Below are 26,647 nucleotides of genomic sequence, written 5' to 3'. Positions count from 1 at the left end.
CTGACGGCTTCAGCGGACAAGGGTCTCCTGGAGGTGTGCGGCTCGGCGGTCGATCTCGGCGGCGATCCCGTCGGGGCCGGCGCCGAGGACACTGCGCGATTCGCTCACGATCGTCGAGGCGGCCAGTGCCCCGAACAGCCGCTCCGCATCGGCCGTGTCCGCGCCCTGGTGGCCGAAGCCCGGGGCCAGCACCGGCAGTGCGGGGCGGAGCGGAGCGCCCGTGCCGATGCCGTAGTCGCCGAGCGCGACCGTGGCCCCGAGCACGACGCCGACCGAGCCGATCGACGAGCGCGCGTGTCCCGCGTTCCAGGATGCCACGTCGGCCAGCACCGCGTGCGCCACGGTCGAGCCGGCCGCCGGGCCGTCCTGGAGCAGAGCGCGCTGCACCGGCCGCGCCTCGGCGTTGGAGGTCGCGGCGAGGACGAAGACGCCCTTGCCCGCCTCCTCCGCCAGCGCGAGCATGCCCTCGAGCGAGCCGACGCCCTGGTAGGCGGCGGCGGTCATCGCGTCGGCCTCGAGCGGGGAGCCCGGGCGGAGCCAGGCCTCGGCGTAGGCCGTGACGCTCGTGCCGATGTCGCCGCGCTTTGCGTCCGCGATCACCAGCAGCCCCGCGGCGCGCGCGTCCGCGAGGACCCGCTCGAGCGCCGCGTAGCCCGCCGAGCCGTGCCGCTCGAAGAACGCGACCTGCGGCTTGACCAGGCCGACCCGGCCGGCCGACGCCTCGACGACGCGCCGGCCGAACGACTCCAGTCCCGCCGCGCTGTCCTCCAGACCCCAGGCGTCGAGCAGGAACGCGTGCGGATCGATCCCCACGCAGAGCTGCCCGAACGCGTCGAAGGCGGCCTCGAGCCGGGCGCCGAACGAGTCGGCGCCCGGCACCGCGGCCGCGGTCACGCCGTGCGCTCCGCCCGGCGCAGCGCGTAGTCCTGCAGGCTGGTCACCTCGAACGGCTCGGCCCCGGCGTCGAGCGAGGCGACGGCCGCGGCGAGCTGGGCGATGGTGGTGAACAGCGGCTTGTCCGCGGCGACCGCGGCGGCGCGGATCTCGTAGCCGTCGGCGCGCGAGGCGCCGCCGCTCGGCGTGTTGATCACGACGTCGACCTGGTCGCGGTTGACCAGCTCCACGATCGAGGGCGCGTCGTCGACGGCCTCCTCGCTGTACTTGCGGACGACCCGGGCCTGGATGCCGTTGCGGTTGAGCACCTCGGCCGTGCCCTCGGTGGCGAGGATCTCGAAGCCGAGCTGGCGCAGGCGCAGCGCCGGCAGCACGATCGAGCGCTTGTCGCGGTCGGCGACCGAGATGAAGACGGTGCCGCTCGCGGGCATGCCGCCGTAGGCCGCCTCCTGGCTCTTCGCGAACGCCCGGGGGAAGTCGCGGTCGATGCCCATCACCTCGCCGGTCGAGCGCATCTCGGGGCCGAGCAGCGAGTCGACGATCTTGCCCTCCTTGGTGCGGAAGCGCTTGAACGGCAGCACCGCCTCCTTCACCGCGATCGGCGAGTCCATCGGCACGTCGGAGCCGTCGCGCTCGGGCAGCAGTCCCTCGGCCTTGAGCTCGGCGATCGTCTCGCCGACCATCAGGCGCGAGGCGGCCTTCGCGAGCGGGATGCCGAGCGCCTTCGAGACGAACGGGACGGTGCGCGAGGCGCGCGGGTTCGCCTCCAGGACGTAGAGCACGCCCTGGCCGATCGCGAACTGCACGTTGAGCAGTCCGCGGACGCCGACGCCCTCGGCGATGGCGAGGGTCGCCTCGCGGACCTTGTCGATCTGCTGGCGGCCGAGAGTGACCGGCGGCAGGGTGCAGGCCGAGTCGCCGGAGTGGATGCCGGCCTCCTCGATGTGCTCCATCACGCCGCCGATGTAGAGCTGCTCGCCGTCGTAGAGCGCGTCGACGTCGATCTCGATCGCGTCGTCGAGGAAGCGATCGACCAGCAGCGGGTGCGTCGCGTCGATGATGCCCTCGTCGGCCATCCGGGCGAAGTAGTCCTCGAGCTGCGGGGAGCCGTAGACGATCTCCATGCCGCGGCCGCCGAGGACGAACGACGGGCGGACGAGCACGGGGTAGCCGATCTCGACCGCGACCGCGAGGGCGCCGTCGAGGTCGATCGCCGTGCCGTTGCGCGGGGCGAGCAGGCCCGCCTCGTCGAGGATGCGGGAGAACGCGCCGCGCTCCTCCGCGAGGTCGATGTTGGCGGGCGTGGTGCCGAGGATCGGCACGCCCTCGGCCTCGAGCCCGGCGGCGAGGCCGAGCGCGGTCTGGCCGCCCAGCTGCACGACGACGCCGACCAGCTCGCCGGACTGCGACTCCGCGTGGATGACCTCGAGCACGTCCTCGAGCGTCAGCGGCTCGAAGTACAGGCGGTCGGAGGTGTCGTAGTCGGTCGAGACCGTCTCGGGGTTGCAGTTGATCATGATCGTCTCGAACCCGGCGGCCGAGAGCGCGAACGACGCGTGCACGCAGGAGTAGTCGAACTCGACGCCCTGGCCGATGCGGTTCGGGCCGGAGCCGAGGATGACGACCTTGCGGCGGTCGGCCGCGACGACCTCGGTCTCCTCGTCGTAGGAGGAGTAGTGGTACGGCGTGAGCGCGGGGAACTCGCCGGCACAGGTGTCGACCGTCTTGTAGACCGGGCGGACGGCGAGGTCGTAGCGGGTGCGGCGCACCTCGGCCTCGTCGAGACCGCGCAGCTGCGCGATCTGCACGTCGGAGAAGCCGTGGTCCTTCGCCAGTCGCAGGACGCCGGCGTCGAGGCCGTCGTGCTCGCGCACCAGCTCGGCGATCTCGTTGATCAGCACGATCTGGTCGAGGAACCAGGGGTCGATCTTGGTCGCCTCGAAGGCCTGCTCGACGCTCGCGCCGAGGCGCAGCGCCTGCTGCACCGTGACGATGCGGCCGTCGGTCGGGGTCTTCGCGATCTCGAGCAGCTCCTCGACCGAGCGCGACTGGTCGCCCCAGTGGAAGGACGAGCCGCGCTTCTCCAGCGAGCGGAGCGCCTTCTGCAGCGCCTGCGCGTAGTTGCGGCCGATCGCCATCGCCTCGCCGACCGACTTCATGGTCGTGGTCAGCGTCTTGTCGGCGGCGGGGAACTTCTCGAAGGCGAAGCGCGGCACCTTGACCACGACGTAGTCGAGGGTCGGCTCGAAGCTCGCCGGCGTCACCTTGGTGATGTCGTTCGGGATCTCGTCGAGGCGGTAGCCGATCGCGAGCTTCGCGGCGATCTTGGCGATCGGGAAGCCGGTCGCCTTCGACGCCAGCGCCGAGGAGCGCGAGACGCGCGGGTTCATCTCGATCACGATGATCCGGCCGTCGGCGGGGTCGATCGCGAACTGGATGTTGCAGCCGCCGGTGTCCACGCCCACGTCGCGGATGATCCGGATCCCGATGTCGCGCAGCTTCTGGTACTCGCGGTCGGTCAGGGTCAGCGCCGGGGCGACCGTGATCGAGTCGCCGGTGTGCACACCGACCGGGTCGACGTTCTCGATCGAGCAGACGACGACCGTGTTGTCGGCCGTGTCGCGCATCAGCTCGAGCTCGTACTCCTTCCAGCCGAGGATCGACTCCTCCAGGAGCACCTCGGTGGTGGGGCTCTGGTGCAGGCCGTCGCCGACCATCCGCACGAGCTCGTCGACCGAGTGCGCGAAGCCGGAGCCGAGGCCGCCCATGGTGAAGGACGGGCGGATGACTAGCGGGTAGCCGAGGTCCTCGGCGAAGCCGATCGCCTCCTCGACGGTGTGCGCGATGTACGACTTCGCGACGTCGGCGCCCGCGTCGAGCACGAGCTGCTTGAAGATCTGGCGGTCCTCGCCGCGGTTGATCGCCTCGAAGCTCGCGCCGATCAGCTCGACGTCGTACTTCTCCAGGATCCCGAGGTCGTGCAGCTGGATCGCGGCGTTGAGCGCGGTCTGGCCGCCGAGGGTCGGCAGGATCGCGTCGGGGCGCTCCTTGGCGATGATCGCCTCGATCGCCTTCGGGGTGATCGGCTCGACGTAGGTCGCGTCGGCGAAGTCGGGGTCGGTCATGATCGTCGCCGGGTTCGAGTTGACGAGGATGACGCGAACGCCCTCCTCGCGCAGGACGCGGCAGGCCTGGGTGCCCGAGTAGTCGAACTCGACCGCCTGGCCGATCACGATCGGGCCGGAGCCGATGACGAGGACGCTTCTGATGTCTTCCCTGCGGGGCATTACTGCTGCTCTCCGTTGGTCGCGGCGGTGGTGGTCGAGGCGGTGGTGTCGGTGTCGATGGAGCCCGCGGTGGCCGGCTCGGCGCCGCCCTGCTCGGCCGTGCGCTGCACGACCATGGCGCGGAAGCGGTCGAAGAGGTGGTTGGAGTCGTGCGGACCGGCCGCCGCCTCCGGGTGGTACTGCACCGAGAACGCGGGGATGTCGAGGCAGCGCAGCCCCTCGACGACCGAGTCGTTGAGGCTGTAGTGGCTGACCTCGACCCGGCCGAAGCCCTCGGGCGAGTCGAGCTCGCCGTCGATCGGCGCGTCGACCGCGAAGCCGTGGTTCTGCGAGGTGATCTCGACCCGGCCGGTCAGCTTGTCGAGCACCGGCTGGTTGATCCCGCGGTGGCCGAACGGCAGCTTGTAGGTGCCGAAGCCGAGCGCGCGGCCGAGCAGCTGGTTGCCGAAGCAGATGCCGAAGAACGGCAGGTCGGCGCGCAGCGTGGTGCGCAGCAGGTCGACGTGGCGGTCGGAGGCCTCGGGGTCGCCGGGTCCGTTGGAGAAGAACAGCGCGGAGGGCTCGAGCGCGAGCACCTGCTCGGCGGTCGTCGACTCGGGCAGCACGTGCACGTCGAAGCCGCGCTCGGACAGGTAGTTGACCGTCGAGGTCTTCACGCCGAGGTCGATCACGGCGACGGAGCCGACGCGCTCGCCCTGAGCGGGCACGGTGTAGCGCTCCTCGGTGGAGACGGAGGACGAGAGGTTCAGCCCCGCCATCTGCGCGCCGCCGAGGACCAGCGCGAGCTGCTCCTCCTCGGGGAGGGCCAGGTCCTCGCCGGAGAACACACCGGAGCGCATCGAGCCGACCGAGCGGATGTGCCGGGTGATCGCGCGGGTGTCGACGCCGGAGATGCCGACGATGCCGTCCTTCTCCAGGTCGTCGTCGAGCGAGCGCTGCGAGCGGAAGTTCGAGACCACGCGGGAGGGGTCGCGGACGACGTAGCCGGCGACCCAGATGCGGCGCGACTCCTCGTCCTCGCTGTTCATCCCGGTGTTGCCGATGTGCGGGGCGGTCTGCACGACGATCTGACCGGCGTAGGACGGGTCGGTCAGGGTCTCCTGGTAGCCGGTCATGCCGGTCGCGAAGACGATCTCACCGAGCGTGCGGCCGCGTGCGCCGTAGGCCTGACCCGAGAATCGTCGCCCGTCCTCGAGGACGAGGACGGCGGTGGGTTCGGTGCTGAGGCGTGTGGTTGGCACGGACTAGGAGCCCTTCTGGGTCGAGTCGGAGCCGCCGTCGGCGGATCCGGGGTGGGAGGGGGAGGAATCGGGGCCGGTGAGCCGGCGGAGCTCGTCGACCAGGCGTCGTCGGAGGGCCGGCTCGGCGACGCGGAGGTAGCTGTCGACGACCTCCTCGCCGCGCGGAGACCAGGAGATCACCAGCAGGCCGCCCTGCTCGACCGCGCGGTCGATGGCGTAGGAGCCCTCGCCGGCTCCGCGCAGGAGCGCCGCGGGGATCACGGTCTCGCGCTCGCCGACCGGCGCGATCACGACGCCGCGCTCGTGCAGGCGCAGGGTCGCCCGGCCGCGGAAGCCGAGGCCCGGCAGCACCACGCGCTCGAGCGGCTGCTCGAACCGGGTGGTCGCGACGTAGGGCAGCTCGACGGCCTCGCGCTCGGCGCCGAGCGACGCGGCGGGCACGGCCTCGGGGGCGAGGCTCGCCGAGCGGCGGCGGCGGGCGCGCCAGGACAGGGCCATCCCGACGAAGACGAGGACGACGACCGCCCCGATGACGATCGCGATGGCGGACCTATCCACGGGCGCTCCTCGCTGCCGCGGCGACGGTCGCCGCGTCGACGAGCTCGCCGTCGAGGACGGTCGGCACGCCGCGGTGCAGCGTCGCGACGACGCGGCCCGGCAGCTCGCGACCGAGGTAGGGCGAGTTCGTGCTGCGGCCGCGGAGGTCGCCGGTGGAGAAGCGGCGGCGCACCTCGGGGTCGTAGAGGACCACGTTCGCGCTCGCGCCGACGGCGAGGCCGTGCTGGTAGCCGTCGAGCCGGCCGATCCGCGCGGGGGCGGAGGAGAGCACGCGGGCGACGTCCGCCCAGCTCAGCCGGCCGTCCTCGACCACCGCGGCGTGCACGACGCTGAGGGCGCTCTCGAGGCCGACCATGCCGAACGCGGCGGCGTCCCACTCGCAGTCCTTCGCCTCGACCGGGTGCGGGGCGTGGTCGGTGGCGACGATGTCGATGGTGCCGTCGGCGAGGGCCTCGCGGAGGGCGAGCACGTCCTCGTCGCGGCGCAGCGGCGGGTTGACCTTGTAGCGGGCGTCGTATCCGGCGGCGCCGTCGACTCCGGCGATCAGCTGCTCGGAGAGGAGCAGGTGGTGCGGGGTGACCTCGGCCGTCACGTCGATGCCGCGGGCCTTGGCCCAGCGGATCACGTCGACGGAGCCGGCGGTCGAGACGTGACAGACGTGCAGGCGGGAGCCGACGTGCTCGGCCAGCAGCACGTCGCGGGCGATGATCGCCTCCTCCGCCACGGCCGGCCAGCCCTGCAGGCCGAGCGCGCTCGAGACCGCGCCCTCGTTCATCTGCGCGCCGACGGTGAGCCGCGGCTCCTGCGCGTGCTGGGCGACGACGCCGTCGAAGGCCTTCACGTACTCCAGCGCGCGGCGCATCAGCAGGGCGTCCGAGACGCACTTGCCGTCGTCCGAGAACACGCGCACGGCGGCTCGGCTGCGGGCCATCGCGCCGAGCTCGGCGAGCGACTCCCCCGCGAGGCCGACCGTGACCGCGCCGATCGGGCGGACGGTGGCGTAGCCCGCGTCCTCGCCGAGGCTCTGCACCTGCTCGACGACGCCGGCCGTGTCCTGCACCGGCGAGGTGTTCGCCATCGCGAAGACCGCGGTGAAGCCGCCCGCGGCCGCGGCGCGCGTGCCGGTCAGCACGGTCTCGCTCTGCTCGAAGCCGGGCTCGCGGAGGTGGGTGTGCAGGTCGACGAGACCCGGCAGCGCCAGGAGCCCGTCGGCGTCGATCACGCGCGCGCCGCTGGAGTCGACGTCGGTGCCGATCTCGACGATCGTCCCACCGTCGATCAGGACGTCGGCCGTCGACTCGTCGGCGAGCGTCGCTCCCGAGAGGAGGATCCTCGTACCGGTCATCACAGGACCTCCCTTTCACCGGACAGCAGCAGGTACAGCGCCGCCATCCGCACGGACACCCCGTTCGCGACCTGCTCGAGCACCGTGGAGCGGCTCGAATCGGCGGCGGCCGAGGAGATCTCGACGCCCCTGTTCATGGGTCCGGGGTGCATCACGATGGTATCCGGGCCGAGGCGGGCGAGCCGCTCGTCGTCCAGTCCCCAGATGCGCGCGTACTCGCGGCCGTTGGGGAAGAAGCCGCTCGACATCCGCTCGAGCTGGATGCGCAGCAGCATCACCACGTCGGGCAGGCCGGAGTCGATCGCGTCGTCGAGGTCGAAGCGGATCGTCGCCGGCCAGTCGAGCGTGTCGACCGGAACGAGGGTCGGCGGGGCGACGAGGGTGACCTCGGCGCCGAGGGCCGTCAGCAGCCAGACGTTGGAGCGGGCGACCCGCGAGTGCAGGATGTCGCCGACGATCGTGACCGCGACGCCGTCGAGGCTCTTCCCGCGCGAGGCGGCCGCCCCGTGCAGCCTGCGGCGGATCGTGAAGGCGTCGAGCAGCGCCTGGGTGGGGTGCTCGTGCGTGCCGTCGCCGGCGTTGAGGATGGCGGCGTCGATCCAGCCGCTCGCCGCGAGCACGGCCGGGGCGCCGGAGGCGTGGTGCCGGATGACGACGCCGTCCGCGCCCATCGCCGCGAGGGTCTGCGCGGTGTCCTTGAGGCTCTCGCCCTTCGAGACGCTCGAGCCCTTGGCGCTGAAGTTGATGACGTCGGCCGAGAGCCGCTTCGCCGCGGCCTCGAACGAGATGCGGGTGCGGGTGGAATCCTCGAAGAAGAGGTTGACCACGGTCTTCCCGCGCAGGGTCGGCAGCTTCTTGACCTCGCGGTTCTGCACGTCCGACATGTCCTCGGCGATGTCGAGGAGGCCGATCGCGGTGGCGCGGTCGAGGTCGCGGGTGGAGAGCAGGTGCCTCATCGGGTGCCCCCGTCCGGTGCGGTCTCGGTCGCGACGGACTCGATCGCGACGAGATCCTCGCCGTCGGTCTCGACCAGGCGGACGTTGATCCGCTCGCTGAGGCTGCTCGGCAGGTTCTTGCCGACGAAGTCCGCACGGATCGGCAGCTCTCGGTGCCCGCGGTCGACCAGCGCGGCGAGCCGGACGGCGCGCGGGCGGCCGATGTCGCTGAGCGCGTCGAGCGCCGCGCGGATGGTGCGGCCGGAGAAGAGCACGTCGTCGACGAGGACCACGGTCCGGCCGTCGATGCTCGCCGGGACGGCGGTGCGCGCGGGCATCCGCGTCGGGTGGTGGGCGAGGTCGTCGCGGTACATCGTCACATCGAGCGAGCCGGAGAACACCGGCTCCGCGCCGGGCTCGATCCTGGCGATCGTCTCGGCGATGCGCCGCGCGAGCGCGACCCCGCGCGTCGGGATCCCGAGGATCACCAGCGACTCCGCGCCGCGATTCGACTCGAGGATCTCGTGAGCGATGCGCGTGAGCGCCCGCGTGATGTCAGCGCTGCTGAGCACGATCCGTGCCGTCACAACGACCTCCTTCCCCGTCTCTCTGGACGGCCTTAAAGGAAATGCCTCCCCGAGTATAGGGGTCCGCGGCGGCCCGCTGCCCACGCCCGCGAGACCTCCGCCTCCCTCCCCCAAGACGTCCGGCCCAGGACCTCCGGCTCGCGACCTCCGGCTCGCGAAAAAACCTCCGGCTCGCCGAAACTGCCGAGATCGACGAGCCCGACCGGAATCGACGAGCCTGATCTCGGCGCCCGCGACCTCCGGCTCGCGAAAACATCACCGGCTCGCGGAAACCGCCGAATCCCGCGAGCCCGAGCACACTTTGCGAGCCGAACCGCGGCGACCCCGACCTCCGGCTCTCGAAAACATCCCCGGCTCGCCGAAACGGCCGAGATCGACGAGCCCGACCGGAATCCACGAGCCGAACCTGTGCGCCCGCGACCTCCGGCACGCGAAAACATCACCGGCTCGCGGAAACCGCCGAATCCCGCGAGCCCGAGCAGACTCTGCGAGCCCAACCGCGGCGACCCCGACCTCCGGCTCGCGAAAACACCCCCGGCTCGCCGAAACGGCCGAGATCAACGAGCCCCACCGGAATCCACGAGCCGAACCTGTGCGCCTGCGACCTCCGGCACGCGGAATCACCCCCGGCTCGCCGAAACCGCCGAGATCAGCGAGCCCGACCGGATTCGACGAGCCGAACCTCCGCACCCGCGAGCTCCGGCACGCGAAACCACACTCGGCTCGCGGAGCACAGCCGATCCCCCGAGCCCCGGGCGGAGAACGCGTCCGCCCGCACGACCTCCGGCTCGCAGAAACGCCTCCGGCTCGCAGAAGCGCTCGTCTCCGGCAAGCCGGAGGAGGTCCGGCGAGCCGGAGGAGGTTCTGCGAGCCGGAGGGCCGCAGGCCACGGGACGATCAGGCCGTCGCGCGCGACTCCGCGACCGACGCGAGCAGCCCGTTGATGAAGCCGGCCGAGTCGTCGGTCGAGAGCGAGGTCGCCGCCTCGACGGCCTCGGAGATGGCGACGCCGTCCGGCACTGCGTCGTTGTGCAGGATCTCCCACACGCCGATGCGGAGGATTGCACGGTCGACCAGCGGCATCCGCGAGAGCGTCCAGCCCTTCGCGAGCCGCGCGATCAGCGCGTCGATCTCGTCGGCGTTGTCGATCACACCGTCGACGATCTCGCGGGCGTACAACCAGGAGGCCTCACGCGCCGGCTCGTTGGCCGCGCGCTCCGCTTCGGAGCGCAGCGACTCCGAGAAGGAGATCTGCCGCACGTCGGCGTTGTAGAGGATGTCGAGGGCGCGCTTGCGCGCCTTCGTCCGAGCACTCACGGGAGCCCCGGCTCAGCTGACGCGGCCGAGGTAGTCGCCCGTGCGGGTGTCGACCTTGACCTTGGTGCCCTGCTCGAGGAAGAGCGGGACCTGGATCTGGTAGCCGGTCTCGACGGTCGCGGGCTTGGTGCCGCCGGTCGAGCGGTCGCCCTGCAGGCCCGGCTCGGTGTAGGTGATCTCGAGCACGACGGAGGCGGGGAGCTCGACGTAGAGCGGGTCGCCGTCGTGCAGCGCGAGGGTCAGGTTCTGGTTCTCGAGCATGAAGTTCGCGGCGTCGCCGACGACGGCCTCCGGGACCGTGATCTGGTCGTAGTCCGAGGTGTCCATGAAGACGAAGTCCGCGCCGTCGCGGTAGAGGTACTGGAAGTCGCGACGGTCGACGTTGGCCGTGTCGATCTTGGCGCCGGCGTTGAAGGTCTTGTCGACGACCTTGCCCGTCAGCACGTTCTTCATCTTGGTGCGCACGAACGCGCCGCCCTTGCCCGGCTTCACGTGCTGGAAGTCGATGACGTTCCAGAGCTGACCGTCGATGCTGAGGACGGTGCCGTTCTTGATGTCGGTGGTAGAGGCCATGCGAAGGGGGATCCGTTTCGTGGAAGTCTGCTGATCGGCCGATCCGGCCAACCCATCGAGTGTAGTCGGTCCGGCCCGAGGACGGCCGGGCGGCCTCCCCCGGCCGGACGATGCGGGCGTCGAGCAGCCGGAGCAGACTGGAGGGACGCCCACGACCGAGGAGGTCGCATGACCCTCAGCACCGCTCACGCCGGGATCGTCTCCGCGGCGGCCCGCTCGGACTTCTTCGCCCCGACCCTCCCGGGCCAGAACATCATCCCGCCCTGGTACTCCGCCGTCTTCGTGATCGTCCCGATCGTGATCGTCGCCGTCTTCGTCCTGGTGATCGTCCTGATCGTCCGCAACGCCCGCCGAGCGAAGCAGCTCGGCGTCGACCCGACCACGATGCAGACCGACATGGCCGCCCGCTACCTCCGCCACGGCGTCGGCCCGGCGGGAACCTCGCTCACCGACCGCCTGGCCGAGCTCGACCGCCTCCGCGCCGCCGGCACGATCAGCGCCGAGGAGCACGCCCGCGCTCGCGAGGCCGCACTCACCGGCGACCGCGCGGACCCGCGCTGACCCGCTCCTAGGAGCCGATCTCCTGATACGCCGCGAACAGCAGCGACGTTTCCGGCCCCTGCAGGATGCTCGGCCGCGCCAGGTCGTCGAGCACCACGAAGCGGAGCATGCCCGCGCGCGACTTCTTGTCGCGCTGCATCGCGGCGAGCAGCGTCTCCCAGCGGCCGAGCGGGTAGCTCGTCGGGAGAGTGAGCGACTCGAGCACGCTGCGCTGGCGGTCGACGGCGGCGTCGCTGAGCGAGCCGGTCAGCCGGGACAGCTCGGCGGCGAACATCATGCCGACCGAGACGGCCGCGCCGTGCCGCCACTGGTAGCGCTCGGCGTGCTCGACCGCGTGGCCGAGGGTGTGCCCGTAGTTCAGGATCTCGCGCAGGCCCTTCTCGGTGAAGTCCTCGCTGACCACGCGCGCCTTGATGCCGATCGACAGCTCGACCAGGCTGCGGAACTCCTCCGACGTCGGGTCGGTCGCGAGGTCGACGTCCGACTCGATGATGTCGAGGATGCGCGGCTCGGCGATCATGCCGTACTTCACGATCTCGCCGAAGCCGGCCAGGATCTCGTTGCGCGGCAGGCTCGTCAGCACGTCCAGATCGGCGACGACGGCGCGCGGCGCGTGGAAGGCGCCGACCAGGTTCTTGCCCTCGGCCGTGTTGAGTCCGGTCTTGCCGCCGACGGCCGCGTCGACCATGCCGAGCACCGTGGTCGGCACCTGGACGAGGTCCACCCCGCGGAGCCAGGTCGCGGCGACGAAGCCGGCCAGGTCGGTGATCGCGCCGCCGCCGAAGCCGACGACCGCGTCGGTCCGGGTGAAGTCGGACTGCCCCATCACCTGCCAGCAGAAGGCGGCGACCTCGACGCGCTTGGCGGCCTCGGCGTCGGGCACCTCGGCGAGCAGCACCTCGTAGCGCTCGAGCAGGCTCTCCCGGATCTCGGCCGCGAGGACCGCGAGCGTCGGCGGGTGCACGATGAGCACCTTGGCCGCTCGCGGGCCGATCGCGTCGGCGAGGCCGTCGAGGAGTCCGCGGCCGACGGTGATGTCGTAGCCGTTCTCTCCGGTGACGGTGAGGGCGGTGGTGCCGTCGTTCATGCTCTTCTTCCGGTCGGGCGGCCGGTTGGGACCGCCGGTTTTGTGGTGCTGGTGGACTCGGTGGTGCTGGCAGCGGGGCCGACGGCCGCCGCCTCGCGCTCGCGCACCCAGGCGGTCACCTCCGCGGCGAGGGTGGTGATCGGCCGGCGCGAGGAGTCGACGACGGTGTCGGCGAGCGACTCGTAGACGGCCCGCCGCGACTCGAAGATCCGCGTCCAGTCCGCGATGCCGCCGCGCACCAGGGGCCGGCCGGAGCCGAGCCGGTCGCGGACGGCCTCGGCGGTCGTGGTGAGCAGGACGACGGGGACGCCGGCCAGGTCGGCGCGCGTGCCCTCGTCGAGCACCGCTCCCCCGCCCAGGCTCAGCACGACGGCGCGGCGGACGGCCTGCTCGACGACCCGGCGCTCCTCCACGCGGAAGGACGCCTCACCGTGCAGGTCGAAGTAGGGGGTGATCGGTCCGTGCCGGCGCACGAACTCGGCATCGGAGTCGAGGAACTCGGCCGCGAGGGCCTTCGCGACCCGCTTGCCGATCGTCGTCTTGCCGGCCCCCATCGGGCCGATCAGGACGACGCGCGCGCGGGCCGCGCCGGTATCGTGACCCGCCATCAGCGGGCCCGCTCCGGTGAGTGCTCGGGCATCAGACGAGTCCGAGCGCCGGGTCGCTGGCGGCGAGCGTGCGCAGCTCCTCGGGGATCGCGTCGAGGTAGCCGCGGAGGTTCCGGCGGGTCTCGGTGATGCTGTCGCCGCCGAACTTCTCCAGCACGGCGTTCGCCAGGACGAGCGCGACCATCGCCTCCGCGACGACGCCCGAGGCGGGCACCGCGCAGACGTCGGAGCGCTGGTGGTGCGCGCCGGCGGCCTCGCCGGTCGCGACGTCGACGGTGCGCAGCGCGTGCGGGACGGTGGCGATCGGCTTCATGCCGGCGCGGACCCGGAGGACCGTGCCGGTGCTCATGCCGCCCTCGGTGCCGCCGGCGCGGTCACTGGAGCGGCCGATGCCGCCCTCGGCCGCGAAGAGCTCGTCGTGCGCCTCGGAGCCGCGGCGCGTGGTGGTCAGGAAGCCGTCGCCGATCTCGACGCCCTTGATCGCCTGGATGCCCATCAGTGCGGCCGCGAGCTGCGCGTCGAGCCGGCGGTCCCAGTGCACGTAGGAGCCGAGCCCCGGCGGCAGGTCGTAGGCGAGCACCTCGACGACGCCGCCGAGCGTGTCGCCGTCCTCGTGCGCGCGGTCGACCTCGGCCACCATCAGCGCGCTGGTCGCGGCGTCGTGGCAGCGCAGCGGATCGGCGTCCAGCGCGTCGACGTCGGCCGGGGTCGGCAGGGCCGAGCCCTCCGGCACGCGGACGGGGCCGATCGCGAGGGTGTGGCTGACCAGGGTGATGCCGAGCTCGCCGAGGAAGCGGCGGGCGACGGCGCCGAGCGCGACGCGGGCGGCCGTCTCGCGCGCCGAGGCGCGCTCGAGGACGTTGCGCGACTCCTCGAAGCCGTACTTCTGCATGCCGACCAGGTCGGCGTGGCCCGGGCGCGGGCGGGTGAGCGCGGCGCCGCGGCCCTTGGGCAGCGTCTCGGGGTCACGCGGCTCGGCGGCCATCACGTCGACCCAGCGCGCCCACTCGGTGTTGCCGATGCGCAGCGCGATCGGGCCGCCCGTCGTGGCGCCGTGGCGGATGCCGGACGAGACGTTCAGCTCGTCCTGCTCGAACTTCATCCGGGCGCCGCGACCGTAGCCGAGCTTGCGCCGGGCGAGGTCGGCGCGGACGTCGTCGAGGGAGACGGGGACACCCGCCGGCAGTCCTTCGAGGACGGCGACGAGTTCGGGGCCGTGGGATTCCCCGGCCGTGAGCCAACGGAGCATCCTCCGATTCTCGCACACGCGCCCCACCGGACTCGCGCCCCGCGGGCTCAGGCGGCGGAGTCGACCGGCAGCGTCGCGCGCATCGCGGCGAGCACCGCGTCCTCGTCCGGCAGCGGCACGGCAGGGTCGCCGCCGGCGAACACCCGCACCTGCAGCAGCGCCTGGTGCAGCAGCATCCCCAGTCCGGACACGACCGGCGAGCCGGCCGCCCCCCAGCGCCGCGCGAGCGGGCTCGGCCACGGCGAGTAGGCCACATCGAAGAGCGTCGAGGCCGCGACCACCGCGTCCGGCACGACCAGCTCGGCGGAGGCGCCGCCCGGCAGCGTCGAGACGAGCAGCGGTGCGGCGTCCGCGCCGTCCCAGTCCGAGAACGGGCGGACGTCGAGGGCGACACCGACCGCGGCGGCGATCGCGGCCAGCGGAGCCGCCTTCTCCGGTGAGCGGAGCGTGACGATGACGCGCGCGGCGCCCAGCTCGGCCGCCGCGGCGAGGGCGGAGGCGGCGGTCGCCCCTCCCCCGAGGATGTCGACGCGCTCGGCCGAGTGCACTCCCGCCTCGCCGAGCGCGCAGACGATGCCGGCGACGTCGGTGTTGAAGCCGCGCAGGCGGGGCGCACCGGCGGAGCGGTCGATCAGCAGGGTGTTGACGGCGCCGGTCGCCCGCGCCACCAGGTCCTCCTCGTCGAGCAGCGGCCGCACCGCGTGCTTGAGCGGCATCGTCAACGACAGGCCGTGCCAGAGCGCGACCGGATCGGCGACGACGGCGCCGAGCGTCGCCTCAGTCGCCTCGACCGCCGTGTAGCTCCAGTCGAGCCCGAGCACCCGGTACGCCGCCGCGTGCAGCTCGGGCGAGCGCGAGTGCGCGATCGGCGAGCCGAGCACCGCCAGCCGGCGCCCGCCCGGCGCCGACTCCGCGGTCACTGGTACTCCGGGTGGTCCCGCATCCATGCCTGCCACTGCGCCACCGCGGCGTTGTGCTCGGCGTCGGTCGTCGAGTACACCGTCTCGCCGGTCTCGAGGTTCACCGTGACGAAGTAGAGCCAGGTGCCGTCCGCGGGCTGCAGCACGGCCTGGATGGCGACGTCGCCCGGGTTCGAGATCGGCGCGGGTGGCAGACCGTCGCGCTGGTAGGTGTTGTAGACGTTGTTCGCGTCGTTGCGCTCGGCGTCGGTCGTGGTCACCCGGTCGGTGGCTCCGGTGCCGTAGGCGACGGTCGCGTCCGACTGCAGGCGCCAGCCCTGGTCGAGGCGGTTCTGGAACACGCGCGCGACCTTCGGGAAGTCCTCGGCGACGCGGGCCTCGCGCTGGACGAGCGAGGCGAAGACGACGGTCCGGTAGCGGTTCTCGACCGGCACGCCCGCCGCGTCGAGCGACTGGTACATCCGGTTCACGAGCGTCTGCAGGATGTCGTGCGCCGAGGTGCCCGGGTCGATGTCGTAGGTCGCCGGGAAGAGGAAGCCCTCGAGGCTCGTCGCCTCGGCGGGGAGCCCGTAGGAGCCCCAGTCGGCGGCCGCGGCCTCGAGGTCGGCGAGGGCGACGCCCGAGCCGTCCGCGATCAGCGGCAGCGCGCCCTTGAGCGAGGTGCCCTCCGGGATGACGAAGGTATTCGCGAGCCGGGTCGAGTCGGAGTCGAGCAGCGCCGACAGCGCCGCCTTCGCGCTCATCTCCGCCTTCAGGGAGTAGGCGCCCGGCTGGAAGACGGGCTCGGGGTTCTCCGCCAACAGCAGCTCGTAGAAGGGCGTGTACGACTTGATGACGCCGTCCGCGACGAGGTTCTCGGCGATGGTGCTGCCGCCGTCGCCCTGGTGGATCGTGAAGACGACCTCGCTCGTGCCCGTGCCGGTGAAGTCGGTCGGCTCCGGCTCGGCGAACAGCGCGCGGACCGGCTCGACGAAGATCGTCACGGCGATCGCGACGAGGGCGACGAAGACGCCGAAGGCGAGCAGGCCGCCGATCAGTCCGCGACGGCTGCGTCGGGGCTTGTTCTCGCGCTTGGCGCGGCGGCGACGGGTCGAGGGGGCGGCCTCGGGGTGCGCGGCGGCGACGGCCTCGCCGCGGTCGCGCGGGGCGCCGACCTCGGGGCCGGCGAACAGGTGGTCGATCGAGTCGTGCTCGTGGTCGGCCTCAGAGGCGGGGGGCCGCTCCGGGCTGTGCGGGAGCTGACTCTGCTGATCTGCCTCGGCTGCGCGGGCGGCGCGGCGGCTCGGGGGGACGTCGGTCACGGGTGGGTCGTCCTTCGTTCGGTTCGAGCGCGGAGCCGGCAGGGGAACCGAGGGAGCGCTCGGAATCGATGGCGTGCTGCAGGATCACCACGGCGGCGACCTGGTCGATCACGGCGCGGGAGCCGCGGGTGCTGCGTCTCGAGCGGTGCAGCGCGCTCTGCGCGCTCACCGTCGAGAGCCGCTCGTCCACGAGCCGCACAGGGGCGGCCGGGACGGCGGAGGCGAGGCGCGCCGCGAAGGCGCGGGCGTCGTCCGTCGAGGCCGTCTCGGCCCCCGACAGCGACAGAGGCAGGCCGACGACGATCGCCGTCGCGCCGAACTCGGCGGCGAGGGCCGCGATCCGGGCGACGTCCGCGCCGTCGGGCGCCTCCGCGACCCGAGCGACCGTCTCCACCGGCACCGCGAGGAGGCCGTCGGCGTCGCAGCGCGCGACACCGATGCGGGAGCGGCCCACATCGATGCCGAGCCGGACGCCGAACCTCTCCATCTAGCGCGTCGCCTCCTCGACGACGGCCTCGAGCGCGGCGCCGATGGCGGTCACGTCCGAGCCGCCGCCCTGGGCGAGGTCGTCCTTGCCGCCACCGCCGCCGCCGAGCACGCCGGCGGCGCGGCGGGCGAGCACGCCCGCCTTCCGGCCGAGCTCGCGGGCGGCGGGAGTGGTGGCGACGATGACGGCGGGCTTGCCGGCGACGTCGGCCGCGAGGGCGACGACCGCCGCCTCCTGGCCGAGTCGCTCGCGCACAGAGATCACGAGCGAGCGCAGCTCGTCGCCGGAGCCGGCCGTGCCGACGTTCTCGGCGACGATCGTGACGCCGTTGATCGAGCGCTTCGTGGCGGCGATGGCGGGGACGCGCTCGGCGAGGGCGCGCGCCTCGAAGCCGGCGATCCGCTTCTCGGCGGCCTTCAAGCTCGCGACGAGCTCGGCGATGCGGTCCGGCAGTTGCTCGCGCGGGGTCTTCAGCGACGACGAGATCGTCGAGACCAGCGCGCGCTCGGCGACCAGGTCGCTCAGCGCCTCGCGGCCGACGAGCGACTCGACGCGGCGGTTGGTCGAGCCGACCGACGACTCGCTGATCAGGCTGATCAGCCCGACCTCGGCCGAGGTGCCGACGTGGGTGCCGGCGCACAGCTCGCGCGACCAGGGGCCGCCGATGTCGACGACGCGGACGACCTCGCCGTACTTCTCGCCGAAGAGCGCCATCGCGCCGAGCGCCTTGGCCTCGTCGAGCGGGAGCTCGCGGGTGACGACCTCGAGGTTGTCGCGGATCGCGCCGTTGGCGATGTCCTCGATCTCGCTGCGGGTCTCGAGCGAGAGCGCCTGGTTCCAGGAGAAGTCGAGGCGCAGGTAGCCGGCCTTGTTGAAGGAGCCGGACTGGTGCGCCTGCGGGCCGAGGACCTGGCGCAGCGCCGCGTGGATGAGGTGCGTGCCGGAGTGCGCCTGGCGCGCGCCGCGGCGCCAGTCGCGGTCGACGACGGAGGTGGCGGCGTCGCCGACCCCGACCTCGCCGCTGGCGACCTGGACCTTGTGGCTGATCAGGCCCTTGACCGGCTTCTGCACGTCGAGGACCTCGAGGTCGAAGCCGGTGCCGACGATGCGGCCGGCATCCGCCTCCTGGCCGCCCGACTCGGCGTACAGCGAGGTGGCCTCGAGGATGACCTCGGCGATGTCGCCGGCGACCGCCTTCTGCACCGCGTGACCGCCGACGATGAGGCCGAGGATCCGGGACTCGGTGTCGAGCACGTCGTAGCCGGTGAAGAGCGTCTCGCCCTTGGCGCGGAAGTCGGCGTAGACCGAGAGGTCGGCCAGGGCGTTCTTCTTCGACTTCGCGTCGGCCTTCGCCCGGGTGCGCTGGGCGGTCATCAGGGAGTCGAACGCGTCGCGGTCGACGCTGAGGCCCGACTCCTCGGCGATCTCGAGGGTGAGGTCGATCGGGAAGCCGAACGTGTCGTGCAGGAGGAAGGCGGTGTCGCCCGGCAGCACGGCCGCCTCCGCCTTCTTCGTCTTCAGCACCGCGAGGTCGAGGATCTCGGTCCCGGCCTCGAGGGTGCGCAGGAACGCCTCCTCCTCGCCGTAGGCGCTGGTGGAGAGACGCTCGAACTCGGTCGAGACCTCCGGGTAGGCCGAGGCCATCGCGTCGCGGGAGGCGGTGAACAGCTCGGGGAACGTCGCGGTGTCGACACCGAGCAGGCGCATCGCGCGCACCGTGCGGCGCATCAGGCGGCGCAGGATGTAGCCGCGGCCCTCGTTGGACGGCGTGACGCCGTCGGAGAGCAGCATCAGCGAGGAGCGCACGTGATCGGCGATGACGCGCATCCGCACGTCGTCCTCGTGCACGGCGCCGTAGCGGCGGCCGGAGAGCTCCGCGGCGCGGTCGAGGACCGGGCGCACCTGGTCGATCTCGTACATGTTCTCGACGCCCTGCTTGAGGAACGCGACGCGCTCGAGGCCCATGCCGGTGTCGATGTTCTTGCTCGGCAGCTCGCCGAGGATGTCGAAGTCGACCTTGCTGGTGCCCTGCCCGCGCAGGTACTGCATGAAGACCAGGTTCCAGATCTCGACGTAGCGGTCGTCGTCGGTGGCCGGGCCGCCGTCGATGCCGTAGGCGGGGCCGCGGTCGAAGAAGATCTCGGAGCAGGGACCGGCGGGGCCGGGCTGCCCGGTGGACCAGTAGTTGGTGTCCTTGTCCAGGCGCTGGATCCGCTCGTCGGGCAGGCCGGCGATCTTCTTCCACAGCGCGATGGCCTCGTCGTCGTCCTTGTAGACCGTGACCCAGAGGTCCTTCTCGTCGAAGCCGAGCTTGCCGTCGCTCTCGCTGCCGGTGAGGAGCTCCCAGGCGTAGCCGATCGCCCCCTCCTTGAAGTAGTCGCCGAAGGAGAAGTTGCCGTTCATCTGGAAGAACGTGCCGTGCCGGGGGGTCTTGCCGACCTCCTCGATGTCGTTCGTGCGGATGCACTTCTGCACGCTCGTCGCGCGCGAGTACGGCGCGGGGACGACCCCGGTGAGGTAGGGCACGAAGGGCACCATGCCGGCGACGGTGAAGAGGAGGCTCGGGTCCTCGCTCACGAGGGAGGCGGAGGGGACCACGGTGTGACCGCGGCTCCCGAAGAAGTCGAGCCAGCGGTTGCGGATGTCAGCGGTCTGCATGGGTTCCATCACGGTTCGGTCGAGCGGGTCGACGCGGGAGTCGGGCGTGCCCGTCGGGGCGGGCGGTCTGTCGGGGTGCGGGGCGGCATCAGCCCTCGCCGATGGCGGCCTTGAGCTCGGCCTCGCGCTGGTGGTAGCCCTCGGAGACCGCGTCGCCCAGCTCCTTCGCCGTGCGGTTGATGTCCTCGAACATCCGGGCGCCCGCGGCGGTGCGGGACACCTGGTGCGCCACGGCGAAGCCGAGACCGATCCCGATGACGATCAGCACGATGTTCTTCACGGCGATTCCTTCCACACAGCGTTGCCTCCACACGTCGGCCGGCCCGGGGGCGCGACCCCCTCGATTGTAGGGCGCCGGGGCGGGGCTACTTCGAGGACGACCTGCGGGTGCGCCGAGAGCGGCGCGCGACGCCGCGCCCGACCGCGGAGCCGGCCTTGTCGGCGGTGCGACCGGCGACGAGGACCGCGCGCACGCCGGCGGTGAAGCCGGCCAGCTTGATCAGCGGGCCGCCGACGGTCGCGGCGGTCAGGGCGACGAGGGCGTTCACGTTGCCGGTGACCTCGGCCACGTCCTTCGTGATCGTGTCGACGCGGGCGAGCTGGTGGTTCGCCTCGCGCAGGGTCGAGGCGGACTCGTCGAGGATCGGGGTCAGGCCGTCACTGGCCTGCTTGATCGCCTCGCTCGTACTGTCGAAGACCCGCCCGAGCTTCCAGAGCGGGACGGCGGCGACCGCCACGAGGATCGCGAACACTCCCGCCGCGATGAGCCCTGCGATGTCTCCACCGGACACGGTGACCTCCGTTCGGCGCCGCCCGGATGCGGCACCCCAGCCTACCGACGGCGCGCGAGGCGGTCCGCGCAGGCCGGGGCGGCGGACGACCCGCGGCGCGCGTCGCACCCTCGCCGAGACACCTCCGGCACGCGGAAACACCTCCGGCACGCCAGAAGACCCAGATTCAACGAGCCGAAGCACGAACCACGAGCCGAAGATCCCACCCGCACACCTTCGGCACGCAGAAACGCCTCCGGCACGCCAGAACACGCGAATCCACCGAGCCGAAGCACGAACCACGAGCCGAAGATCCCACCCGCAGATCTCCGGCACGCGAAAACACCTCCGGCACGCCGGAACGCGCGAATCCAGCGAGCCGAAGCACGAACCACGAGCCGGAGCTCACACCGCCAGCCCTCCGACACGCGAGGACTCGCCCGGCACGCCGGCGGACGGAGGCGCCCCGGGAACGAGGAAAGGCCCCGGCAGGAGCCGGGGCCTTTCGACGGGGGTGCGCTGGCTAGCGGGCCGCGTAGTACTCGACGACGAACTGCACTTCGCAGGTCACGGGGACCTCGGCGCGCTTCGGGCGGCGCAGCAGCGTCGCCTGGAGCTTGTCGATCTCGACCTCGAGGTAGCCCGGGGTCTTGGGGAGGACGTCGACGTGACCGCCGGCGGCCGCGACCTGGAAGGGCTCGGTGCCCTCGGAGCGGGTCTTGACGTGGATGACCTGGCCCGGCTTCACGCGGAACGAGGGGCGGTCGACCGTCTGGCCGTCCACCATGATGTGGCGGTGCGTGACGAACTGGCGGGCCTGCGCCGTGGTGCGGGCGAAGCCCGAGCGCAGGACGAGGGCGTCGAGGCGCATCTCGAGGAGCTCGACCAGGTTCTCACCGGTCAGGCCCTGGGTGCGGCGCGCCTCCTGGAAGGCGATGCGGAGCTGCTTCTCGCGGATGCCGTACTGGGCGCGCAGACGCTGCTTCTCTCGCAGGCGGACCGCGTAGTCGGAGTCGGCCTTGCGCTTCGAGCGGCCGTGCTCACCGGGAGCGTAGGGACGCTTCTCGAGGTAGCGGGCGGCCTTCGGGGTCAGGGGGATGCCGAGGGCGCGCGAGAGGCGCGTCTTCGAGCGGGTACGTGAGGTGGTCGACACTGTGGTCCTTCCAGGGTCTGAGAGGTTCGGTCGCAGTCCTCGTCCGCCGGCTCCGGGAGGAGGGCGGGCGCCGTGGTCGTGTCCTCCCGCGGGTGCGGGTGGCAGGGTGACCGCGGTGGCGGACTGCGCGATTCAGAGGGATGCGCTGCTCCACTCGGCTACAGAGCGGCGGGCAACCTCGCAAGACTACCAGGGTCTGCGGCCCTCGTCACGCATCGGCCCGCGCCGCGCACGGAGCGTCAGCCGCGACCGCGGATGATGCGCAGCAGCTTCGCCAGCCGGGCCGAGACGTCGCGCTCGTTGCCGTGCTCGGTCGGCGCGTAGTAGCGCGCGCCGCGCAGCTCGTCCGGCAGGTACTGCTGCTCGAGCACGCCGAGTTCGACGTCGTGCGGATAGCGGTAGCCCTTGCCGTGGCCGAGACGCTTGGCGCCCGGGTAGTGCGCGTCGCGCAGGTGCGGCGGCACCCGGCCCGCCTTGCCGGCGCGGACGTCGGCGATCGCCCTGTCGATCGCCGAGTACGAGGCGTTCGACTTCGGGGCGGTGGCGAGGTGGACGACGGCCTGGGCGAGCGGGATCCGCCCCTCCGGCATGCCGATGAACTGCACGGCGTCGGCCGCCGCGATCGCGACGACGAGCGCCTGCGGATCCGCCATGCCGATGTCCTCCGAGGCCGAGACGATGATCCGGCGCGCGATGAACCGCGGGTCCTCCCCCGCCTCGATCATGCGGGCCAGGTAGTGCAGCGCCGCGTCGACGTCCGACCCGCGGATCGACTTGATGAAGGCGCTGATGACGTCGTAGTGCTCGTCGCCGTTGCGGTCGTAGCGCAGCAGCGCCCGGTCGACGGCGCGGGCGACCACCTCGACGGTGATCAGCGGGAGCTCCGGCTCCACCGGCGCGGCGGACTCGGCCGGATCGTCCTCGTCGTCCTCGTCGTCGTCCTCGTCCGATCCCTCGCCGGCGGACGCCCGCGCGACGCGCTCGGCCTCGCGCGCCTCGGACCGGGCCGAGGTGGCGGCCGCCTCGAGCGCCGTCAGCGCCCGCCGGGCATCGCCCGAGGCGAGGCGGACGATGCTCGCCCGGGCCTCCGGATCGAGCCGCACCGAGTCGCGCAGGCCGCGCTCGTCGTGCAGCGCCCGGTCGACCAGCACGCCGAGGTCGTCGTCGTCGAGGGTGTTCAGCGTCAGCAGGAGGGAGCGCGAGAGCAGCGGGGCGATCACCGAGAAGGACGGGTTCTCGGTCGTCGCCGCGATGAGGATGACCCAGCCGTTCTCCACGCCGGGGAGCAGCGCGTCCTGCTGCGCCTTGGTGAAGCGATGGATCTCATCGAGGAAGAGGACGGTGGAGGTGCCGTAGAGGTCACGGGTGGACAGCGCCTCCTCCATCACCTGCCGCACGTCCTTGACGCCGGCCGTGACGGCCGAGAGCTCGACGAAGCGGCGGCCGCTCGAGTGCGCGACGGCCTGCGCGAGCGTCGTCTTGCCGGTGCCCGGCGGGCCCCAGAGGATGACCGAGACCGCGCCGCGCTCGCCCGTGGTGTCGGCCGCGAGGGCGACGAGCGGCGAGCCGGGAGTGAGCAGGTGCCGCTGGCCGGCGACCTCCTCGAGGCTGCGGGGGCGCATGCGGACGGCGAGCGGGGTCGCTCCGGAGCGGAGTCCGGCCTGCTGCATCGTCATCGCCCCAGCGTAACGACGGCCTCCGACAGTCGGCCGTCCGGCCGAGCGGCCGCCGCGGACCCGACGTGCGGCGGAGCGGTGCGCCCCGGCCGCCCGGCGATTCTCGTAGGCTCGACGCGCTCCGCGCTCGCGCGGGCCGCGCCGGACGCAGGCGCGAGGCGAGGACGGCGGAGGAACACGTGGCCCAGGGCAGGACGAACGATCGCGAGGCGCGCACCCGGCTGCGGGCCTACCAGGCGCGGCAGAGCCTGCACCGCACCCGGGCGAAGCGCCGGGTCCGCGACAACGTGATCGCCGCCGTCGCCGGCGTCGTCGTCATCGCCCTCGCCGTCGTCGCCCAGCTCCTCTACTTCTCCGGTGGCCCCGGCACTCCGGTCGCCGAGCCCACGTCCTCCGAGAGCGCGACGCCCTCGCCGACACCCGCCGCGACCGGCGAGAACACCGGCGACGTCCCCTCCGCCGACATCGCCGAGGGCCGCGACTGGACCGGCACGATGTCGATCAACGGCGACGAGCTGGGGATCACCCTGGCCGGCGCCGCCGCACCGCAGGCGGTCTCCTCCTTCCTCTCCCTCTCGCAGTCCGGCTTCTACGACGGCGTCTCCTGCCACCGCCTCACCACCGAGGGCCTCTACGTGCTCCAGTGCGGCGACCCGAACGGCGACGGCACCGGCGGTCCCGGCTACAGCTACGGGCCCGTGGAGAACGCGCCGGCCGACGGCGACTACCCCGCGGGCACCATCGCGATGGCACGCCAGGGCGGCAACGGCTACAGCCAGGGCAGCCAGTTCTTCGTCGTCTACCAGGACACCCAGCTGCCGGCGGACGCCGCGGGCGGCTACACCGTCGTCGGCCAGGTCACCTCGGGGCTCGATGCGCTGATCACCGATGTCGTCGCGAAGGGGACGGCCGACGGCTCCGGCGACGGCGCCCCCGCCGAGCCGGTCACCCTCGGCGGGATCTCGCTCCAGTAGCCGTCGGGACCGGCCGCCGTCCTCCGCGGTGGACGACCCGCGGAATCGAGCACGGCAACGGGTGCGGGGAGTGCAATAGGCTTGTCGTCACTGCCCGTTCGCGGCTGAGCGCGGTCGTCGGCCTCCGGCTGCCGCGCACCCAGGCCGATGTGCGGGACGACTGCGAAAGGCGGCATCCGATGCTGACTCCCGATGGCGACATCGACACCGTGTCCACCCACGACACGGCGTCCATTCACGACACGGCGTCCATTCACGACACGGCGTCCACCCCCGACACCGTGTCCCCCGACGACAGCCCGTCCTCCGAGACGACGGCCGTCCCCGAGAGCGAAGGCGCCCCCGAGGGCACCGGTGCCCCGGCCGAGACGGACGCTCCCGCGGCCGCAGGAGAGCTTCCCGACGCGGCGGCCGCCGACGACGCCGCGACTCCGGACGAGGCGAGCGCCTCCGTGGACGCGGTGACGCCCGACGACACGACGACGCCCGACGAGACGGCCGCCCCCGAGGCCCCGGCGACTCCCGAGCACGCACCCGCCCCCGTCGAGGCGGCGGCTCCTGCGGCACCGACTCCCGGTCCGTCCGCGAGCGGCCGGCAGCCGTGGGGTCGGGTCGCCGACGACGGCACGGTCTACGTCCGCATCGGCGACGGGGAGCGCGAGGTGGGCCAGTACCCCGACGCGTCTCCCGAGGAGGCGCTCGCCTACTACGAGCGCAAGTACACCGAGCTCGCCGGGCAGGTCTCCCTGCTCGAGCAGCGCGCCAAGCGCGGGGCCCCGGCGACGGACGTCTCGCGAGGCGTGCAGACCCTCACGGCCGCCATCTCCGAGGCGCACGCCGTCGGCGACCTCGCCGCGCTGCAGAGCCGGGTCAGCGCGCTGAGCGGCTCGGTCGAGGACCTCACCGAGCAGCAGGCCGCCGAGTCCAAGGCCGCCCTGGCGGACGCCGTGGCGTACCGCGAGGCGATCGTCGCCGAGGCCGAGGCGCTCGCCGCCGTCGACCCGGCGAAGACGCAGTGGAAGCAGGCCAGCGCCGCGATCGACGACCTCTTCGCCCGCTGGCAGAGCCACCAGCAGCAGGGACCGCGCCTGCCCAAGAACGACGCGAACGAGCTGTGGCGCCGCTTCCGCGGAGCCCGCACGACGATCGAGCAGAACCGCAAGGCGTTCTTCGCCGACCTCGACTCGGCGCACCGCGAGGCCAAGCAGGCCAAGCAGGCGCTGATCGACCAGGCCGAGGCGCTCGTCTCCCGCGGTGCCGAGGCGATCCCGGAGTACCGGGCTCTGCTCGAGCGCTGGCGGGTCGCCGGCCGGGCCGGCAAGCGGTTCGACGACGCGCTCTGGGCGCGCTTCAAGGCCGCCGGCGACGCGATCTACGGCGCGAAGGCCGAGGTCGTCGCCCAGGAGAGCGTCGAGTACACCGAGAACCTCGACCTCAAGCTGGCCCTCCTCGAGGAGGCGGAGCCGCTCCTGCAGGAGCCGGACCGCGAGAAGGCCAAGCGGGTGCTGCTCTCCGTCCAGGAGCGCTGGGACGCCATCGGCCGCGTCCCGCGCGAGCAGGTGCGCACCGTCGAGGACCGGCTCCGCAAGGTCGAGGCGCACGTGCGCAAGCTCGACGAGGAGCACTGGAACCGCAGCAACCCGGAGCGCAAGGCCCGCTCCGAGGGGCTCGCCTCGCAGCTGACCGCCGCGATCCAGAAGCTGCAGGACGAGCTCGACGAGGCCAAGGCCCGCGGCGACCGCGCCGCGATCGCCCAGGCCCAGGAGGCGCTCGACGCCCGCAAGGTGTGGCTGGACGCGCTCGGCTGATCCCACCCCACCCCCGCTGCAGCGGATCCCTCCACAGATCCGCTCCGCGCTCCCCGGAGGGGAGGTGCGTCGTCCACTCTGGGCGGATGACGCGCCTCCCCTCCGTTCTGCTCTCCGGCTCCAGCCCGGGGCGACTGCCGCTCGCGGAGTTGTGCGCCGCCCGCCTCGACGGCGAGGTGGTCGCCCTCGACGAGGGCTTCCTGCTGGCCGATCTGCCGCTCGGGCCGCCCGAGCGCGGCGCGGCGCTGCTCGCGGTGCTCCCTCGCGGCACCGTCGCCGACCGGCTTTCCGCGGCCTGGGTGCACGGGGCGCTCCCGGCCGCTCCCCCGGTACACAGCGCCTCGATCGATCGCCGCAATCGGCTGCACCCGCCGATGCTCGCGCGCGTGCGCTTCCACGAGGTCCGGCTCACGGACGAGGACGTCGCGGTGCTGGGCGGCTGCCCCGTCACGACTCCGGAGCGGACACTGATCGATCTGGCGCGCACCCGCCCGGCCTGTCCCGACTCACTGCTCCGCGCGCTCGCGGCGACCACCGGCACGACGCTCGACCTGGTCCTCGAGCGGCTGGACGGCGGCGCCCCGGTCTCGGGCCGCCGCATCGCCCAGGAGCGGCTGACGGCGGCGCTGAGATGAGGCCGAGCGCGCGTGCGGCTCGG

General features: G+C 72.7%; 23 protein-coding genes and 1 pseudogene. 4 read left to right on the top strand and 20 right to left on the bottom strand.

The window, feature by feature from the left end; all coding sequences use genetic code 11:
• Positions 1–9: 9 nt before the first annotated feature.
• The 9 genes from pyrF to efp all read right to left on the bottom strand — a co-directional run bounded on the left by pyrF (position 10) and on the right by efp (position 10,737).
• Positions 10–894 carry an orotidine-5'-phosphate decarboxylase gene (gene pyrF / locus GSU72_RS08035; protein WP_208545166.1) on the bottom strand — a complete coding sequence of 295 codons (885 nt, stop codon included), beginning with the start codon at positions 892–894 and terminating at the stop codon, positions 10–12.
• Entirely contained in the window at positions 891–4,181 is a 3,291-nt protein-coding gene (gene carB, locus GSU72_RS08030; RefSeq protein WP_159984548.1) for a carbamoyl-phosphate synthase large subunit, read from the bottom strand. Before carB ends, pyrF begins: the two co-directional genes overlap by 4 nt.
• On the bottom strand, positions 4,181–5,422 hold the full coding sequence (carA, locus tag GSU72_RS08025) for a glutamine-hydrolyzing carbamoyl-phosphate synthase small subunit (protein ID WP_159984547.1): 1,242 nt from the start codon (positions 5,420–5,422) through the stop codon (positions 4,181–4,183). Before carA ends, carB begins: the two co-directional genes overlap by 1 nt.
• Before the next feature lie 3 nt (positions 5,423–5,425).
• Positions 5,426–5,980 (bottom strand): hypothetical protein, encoded by a 555-nt coding sequence (locus GSU72_RS08020; protein WP_159984546.1) that lies wholly within the window; start codon positions 5,978–5,980, stop codon positions 5,426–5,428.
• Positions 5,973–7,325: a dihydroorotase gene (locus GSU72_RS08015; protein ID WP_159984545.1), complete on the bottom strand. Its 1,353-nt coding sequence runs from the start codon at positions 7,323–7,325 to the stop codon at positions 5,973–5,975. Before GSU72_RS08015 ends, GSU72_RS08020 begins: the two co-directional genes overlap by 8 nt.
• Positions 7,325–8,281, bottom strand: coding sequence for an aspartate carbamoyltransferase catalytic subunit (locus GSU72_RS08010; RefSeq protein ID WP_123704396.1), 957 nt, complete (start codon positions 8,279–8,281; stop codon positions 7,325–7,327). Before GSU72_RS08010 ends, GSU72_RS08015 begins: the two co-directional genes overlap by 1 nt.
• Entirely contained in the window at positions 8,278–8,847 is a 570-nt protein-coding gene (gene pyrR / locus GSU72_RS08005) for a bifunctional pyr operon transcriptional regulator/uracil phosphoribosyltransferase PyrR (RefSeq protein ID WP_159984544.1), read from the bottom strand. The genes GSU72_RS08010 and pyrR overlap by 4 nt, the downstream gene beginning before the upstream one ends.
• Positions 8,848–9,744: 897 nt before the next feature.
• Positions 9,745–10,164: a transcription antitermination factor NusB gene (gene nusB / locus GSU72_RS08000; RefSeq protein ID WP_159984543.1), complete on the bottom strand. Its 420-nt coding sequence runs from the start codon at positions 10,162–10,164 to the stop codon at positions 9,745–9,747.
• A 12-nt stretch (positions 10,165–10,176) separates the two neighbouring features.
• Positions 10,177–10,737 carry an elongation factor P gene (gene efp, locus GSU72_RS07995; RefSeq protein WP_123446216.1) on the bottom strand — a complete coding sequence of 187 codons (561 nt, stop codon included), beginning with the start codon at positions 10,735–10,737 and terminating at the stop codon, positions 10,177–10,179.
• Between the two features lie 168 nt (positions 10,738–10,905).
• Here efp and GSU72_RS07990 point away from each other — a divergent pair, with 168 nt between their 5' ends.
• Positions 10,906–11,298 (top strand): hypothetical protein, encoded by a 393-nt coding sequence (locus GSU72_RS07990; RefSeq protein WP_159984542.1) that lies wholly within the window; start codon positions 10,906–10,908, stop codon positions 11,296–11,298.
• 7 nt (positions 11,299–11,305) lie between these two features.
• Here the strand turns inward: GSU72_RS07990 and aroB are convergent, their stop codons facing one another.
• From aroB to GSU72_RS07935, 11 genes and pseudogenes are all read right to left on the bottom strand, one after another.
• Positions 11,306–12,385 (bottom strand): 3-dehydroquinate synthase, encoded by a 1,080-nt coding sequence (aroB, locus tag GSU72_RS07985; protein WP_159984541.1) that lies wholly within the window; start codon positions 12,383–12,385, stop codon positions 11,306–11,308.
• Complete coding sequence (locus tag GSU72_RS07980) at positions 12,382–12,993, bottom strand: shikimate kinase (protein ID WP_159984540.1); 612 nt, start codon at positions 12,991–12,993, stop codon at positions 12,382–12,384. The genes aroB and GSU72_RS07980 overlap by 4 nt, the downstream gene beginning before the upstream one ends.
• A 31-nt stretch (positions 12,994–13,024) precedes the next feature.
• A complete protein-coding gene (gene aroC, locus GSU72_RS07975) occupies positions 13,025–14,242 on the bottom strand; it encodes a chorismate synthase (protein ID WP_159984539.1) in 1,218 nt (405 codons plus the stop codon).
• A 47-nt stretch (positions 14,243–14,289) separates the two neighbouring features.
• Positions 14,290–15,162 (bottom strand): shikimate dehydrogenase, encoded by an 873-nt coding sequence (locus GSU72_RS07970; RefSeq protein WP_244256044.1) that lies wholly within the window; start codon positions 15,160–15,162, stop codon positions 14,290–14,292.
• A complete protein-coding gene (mltG, locus tag GSU72_RS07965; protein ID WP_244256043.1) occupies positions 15,159–16,463 on the bottom strand; it encodes an endolytic transglycosylase MltG in 1,305 nt (434 codons plus the stop codon). Before mltG ends, GSU72_RS07970 begins: the two co-directional genes overlap by 4 nt.
• A 25-nt stretch (positions 16,464–16,488) precedes the next feature.
• Positions 16,489–16,950 (bottom strand): annotated as a pseudogene (gene ruvX / locus GSU72_RS07960) (Holliday junction resolvase RuvX); the annotation flags it as partial.
• On the bottom strand, positions 16,951–19,608 hold the full coding sequence (alaS, locus tag GSU72_RS07955; RefSeq protein WP_159984536.1) for an alanine--tRNA ligase: 2,658 nt from the start codon (positions 19,606–19,608) through the stop codon (positions 16,951–16,953). It abuts the pseudogene before it with no gap.
• A gap of 88 nt (positions 19,609–19,696) precedes the next feature.
• Complete coding sequence (locus tag GSU72_RS07950) at positions 19,697–19,888, bottom strand: hypothetical protein (protein ID WP_159984535.1); 192 nt, start codon at positions 19,886–19,888, stop codon at positions 19,697–19,699.
• A gap of 85 nt (positions 19,889–19,973) precedes the next feature.
• Positions 19,974–20,399, bottom strand: coding sequence for a DUF948 domain-containing protein (locus tag GSU72_RS07945; RefSeq protein ID WP_159984534.1), 426 nt, complete (start codon positions 20,397–20,399; stop codon positions 19,974–19,976).
• A 502-nt stretch (positions 20,400–20,901) separates the two neighbouring features.
• Positions 20,902–21,531: a 30S ribosomal protein S4 gene (gene rpsD / locus GSU72_RS07940; RefSeq protein WP_159984533.1), complete on the bottom strand. Its 630-nt coding sequence runs from the start codon at positions 21,529–21,531 to the stop codon at positions 20,902–20,904.
• A gap of 239 nt (positions 21,532–21,770) precedes the next feature.
• Entirely contained in the window at positions 21,771–23,207 is a 1,437-nt protein-coding gene (locus GSU72_RS07935; protein WP_159984532.1) for a replication-associated recombination protein A, read from the bottom strand.
• 179 nt (positions 23,208–23,386) lie between these two features.
• Here GSU72_RS07935 and GSU72_RS07930 point away from each other — a divergent pair, with 179 nt between their 5' ends.
• The 3 genes from GSU72_RS07930 to GSU72_RS07920 all read left to right on the top strand — a co-directional run bounded on the left by GSU72_RS07930 (position 23,387) and on the right by GSU72_RS07920 (position 26,624).
• Positions 23,387–24,181, top strand: a complete 795-nt coding sequence (locus tag GSU72_RS07930; protein WP_159984531.1) for a peptidylprolyl isomerase — start codon at positions 23,387–23,389, stop codon at positions 24,179–24,181.
• Between the two features lie 179 nt (positions 24,182–24,360).
• Positions 24,361–25,989 (top strand): DUF349 domain-containing protein, encoded by a 1,629-nt coding sequence (locus tag GSU72_RS07925; protein ID WP_159984530.1) that lies wholly within the window; start codon positions 24,361–24,363, stop codon positions 25,987–25,989.
• 86 nt (positions 25,990–26,075) lie between these two features.
• Complete coding sequence (locus tag GSU72_RS07920) at positions 26,076–26,624, top strand: type IV toxin-antitoxin system AbiEi family antitoxin (protein WP_159984529.1); 549 nt, start codon at positions 26,076–26,078, stop codon at positions 26,622–26,624.
• Positions 26,625–26,647 lie beyond the last annotated feature (23 nt).

The organism is Rathayibacter sp. VKM Ac-2760 (genome assembly GCF_009834185.1).
Lineage (GTDB): Bacteria > Actinomycetota > Actinomycetes > Actinomycetales > Microbacteriaceae > Rathayibacter.
This window is presented reverse-complemented; position numbering and strand designations above follow the sequence as displayed.

Excerpts from the sequence above, each read along its gene's own strand:
- carB (WP_159984548.1), bottom strand. The coding sequence starts at position 4,181 with ATGCCCCGCAGGGAAGACATCAGAAGCGTCCTCGTCATCGGCTCCGGC.
- GSU72_RS08015 (WP_159984545.1), bottom strand. The coding sequence starts at position 7,325 with ATGACCGGTACGAGGATCCTCCTCTCGGGAGCGACGCTCGCCGACGAG.
- GSU72_RS08010 (WP_123704396.1), bottom strand. The coding sequence starts at position 8,281 with ATGAGGCACCTGCTCTCCACCCGCGACCTCGACCGCGCCACCGCGATC.
- efp (WP_123446216.1), bottom strand. The coding sequence starts at position 10,737 with ATGGCCTCTACCACCGACATCAAGAACGGCACCGTCCTCAGCATCGAC.
- GSU72_RS07990 (WP_159984542.1), top strand. The coding sequence starts at position 10,906 with ATGACCCTCAGCACCGCTCACGCCGGGATCGTCTCCGCGGCGGCCCGC.
- aroB (WP_159984541.1), bottom strand. The coding sequence starts at position 12,385 with ATGAACGACGGCACCACCGCCCTCACCGTCACCGGAGAGAACGGCTAC.
- GSU72_RS07980 (WP_159984540.1), bottom strand. The coding sequence starts at position 12,993 with ATGGCGGGTCACGATACCGGCGCGGCCCGCGCGCGCGTCGTCCTGATC.
- aroC (WP_159984539.1), bottom strand. The coding sequence starts at position 14,242 with ATGCTCCGTTGGCTCACGGCCGGGGAATCCCACGGCCCCGAACTCGTC.
- alaS (WP_159984536.1), bottom strand. The coding sequence starts at position 19,608 with ATGCAGACCGCTGACATCCGCAACCGCTGGCTCGACTTCTTCGGGAGC.
- GSU72_RS07935 (WP_159984532.1), bottom strand. The coding sequence starts at position 23,207 with ATGACGATGCAGCAGGCCGGACTCCGCTCCGGAGCGACCCCGCTCGCC.
- GSU72_RS07925 (WP_159984530.1), top strand. The coding sequence starts at position 24,361 with ATGCTGACTCCCGATGGCGACATCGACACCGTGTCCACCCACGACACG.
- GSU72_RS07920 (WP_159984529.1), top strand. The coding sequence starts at position 26,076 with ATGACGCGCCTCCCCTCCGTTCTGCTCTCCGGCTCCAGCCCGGGGCGA.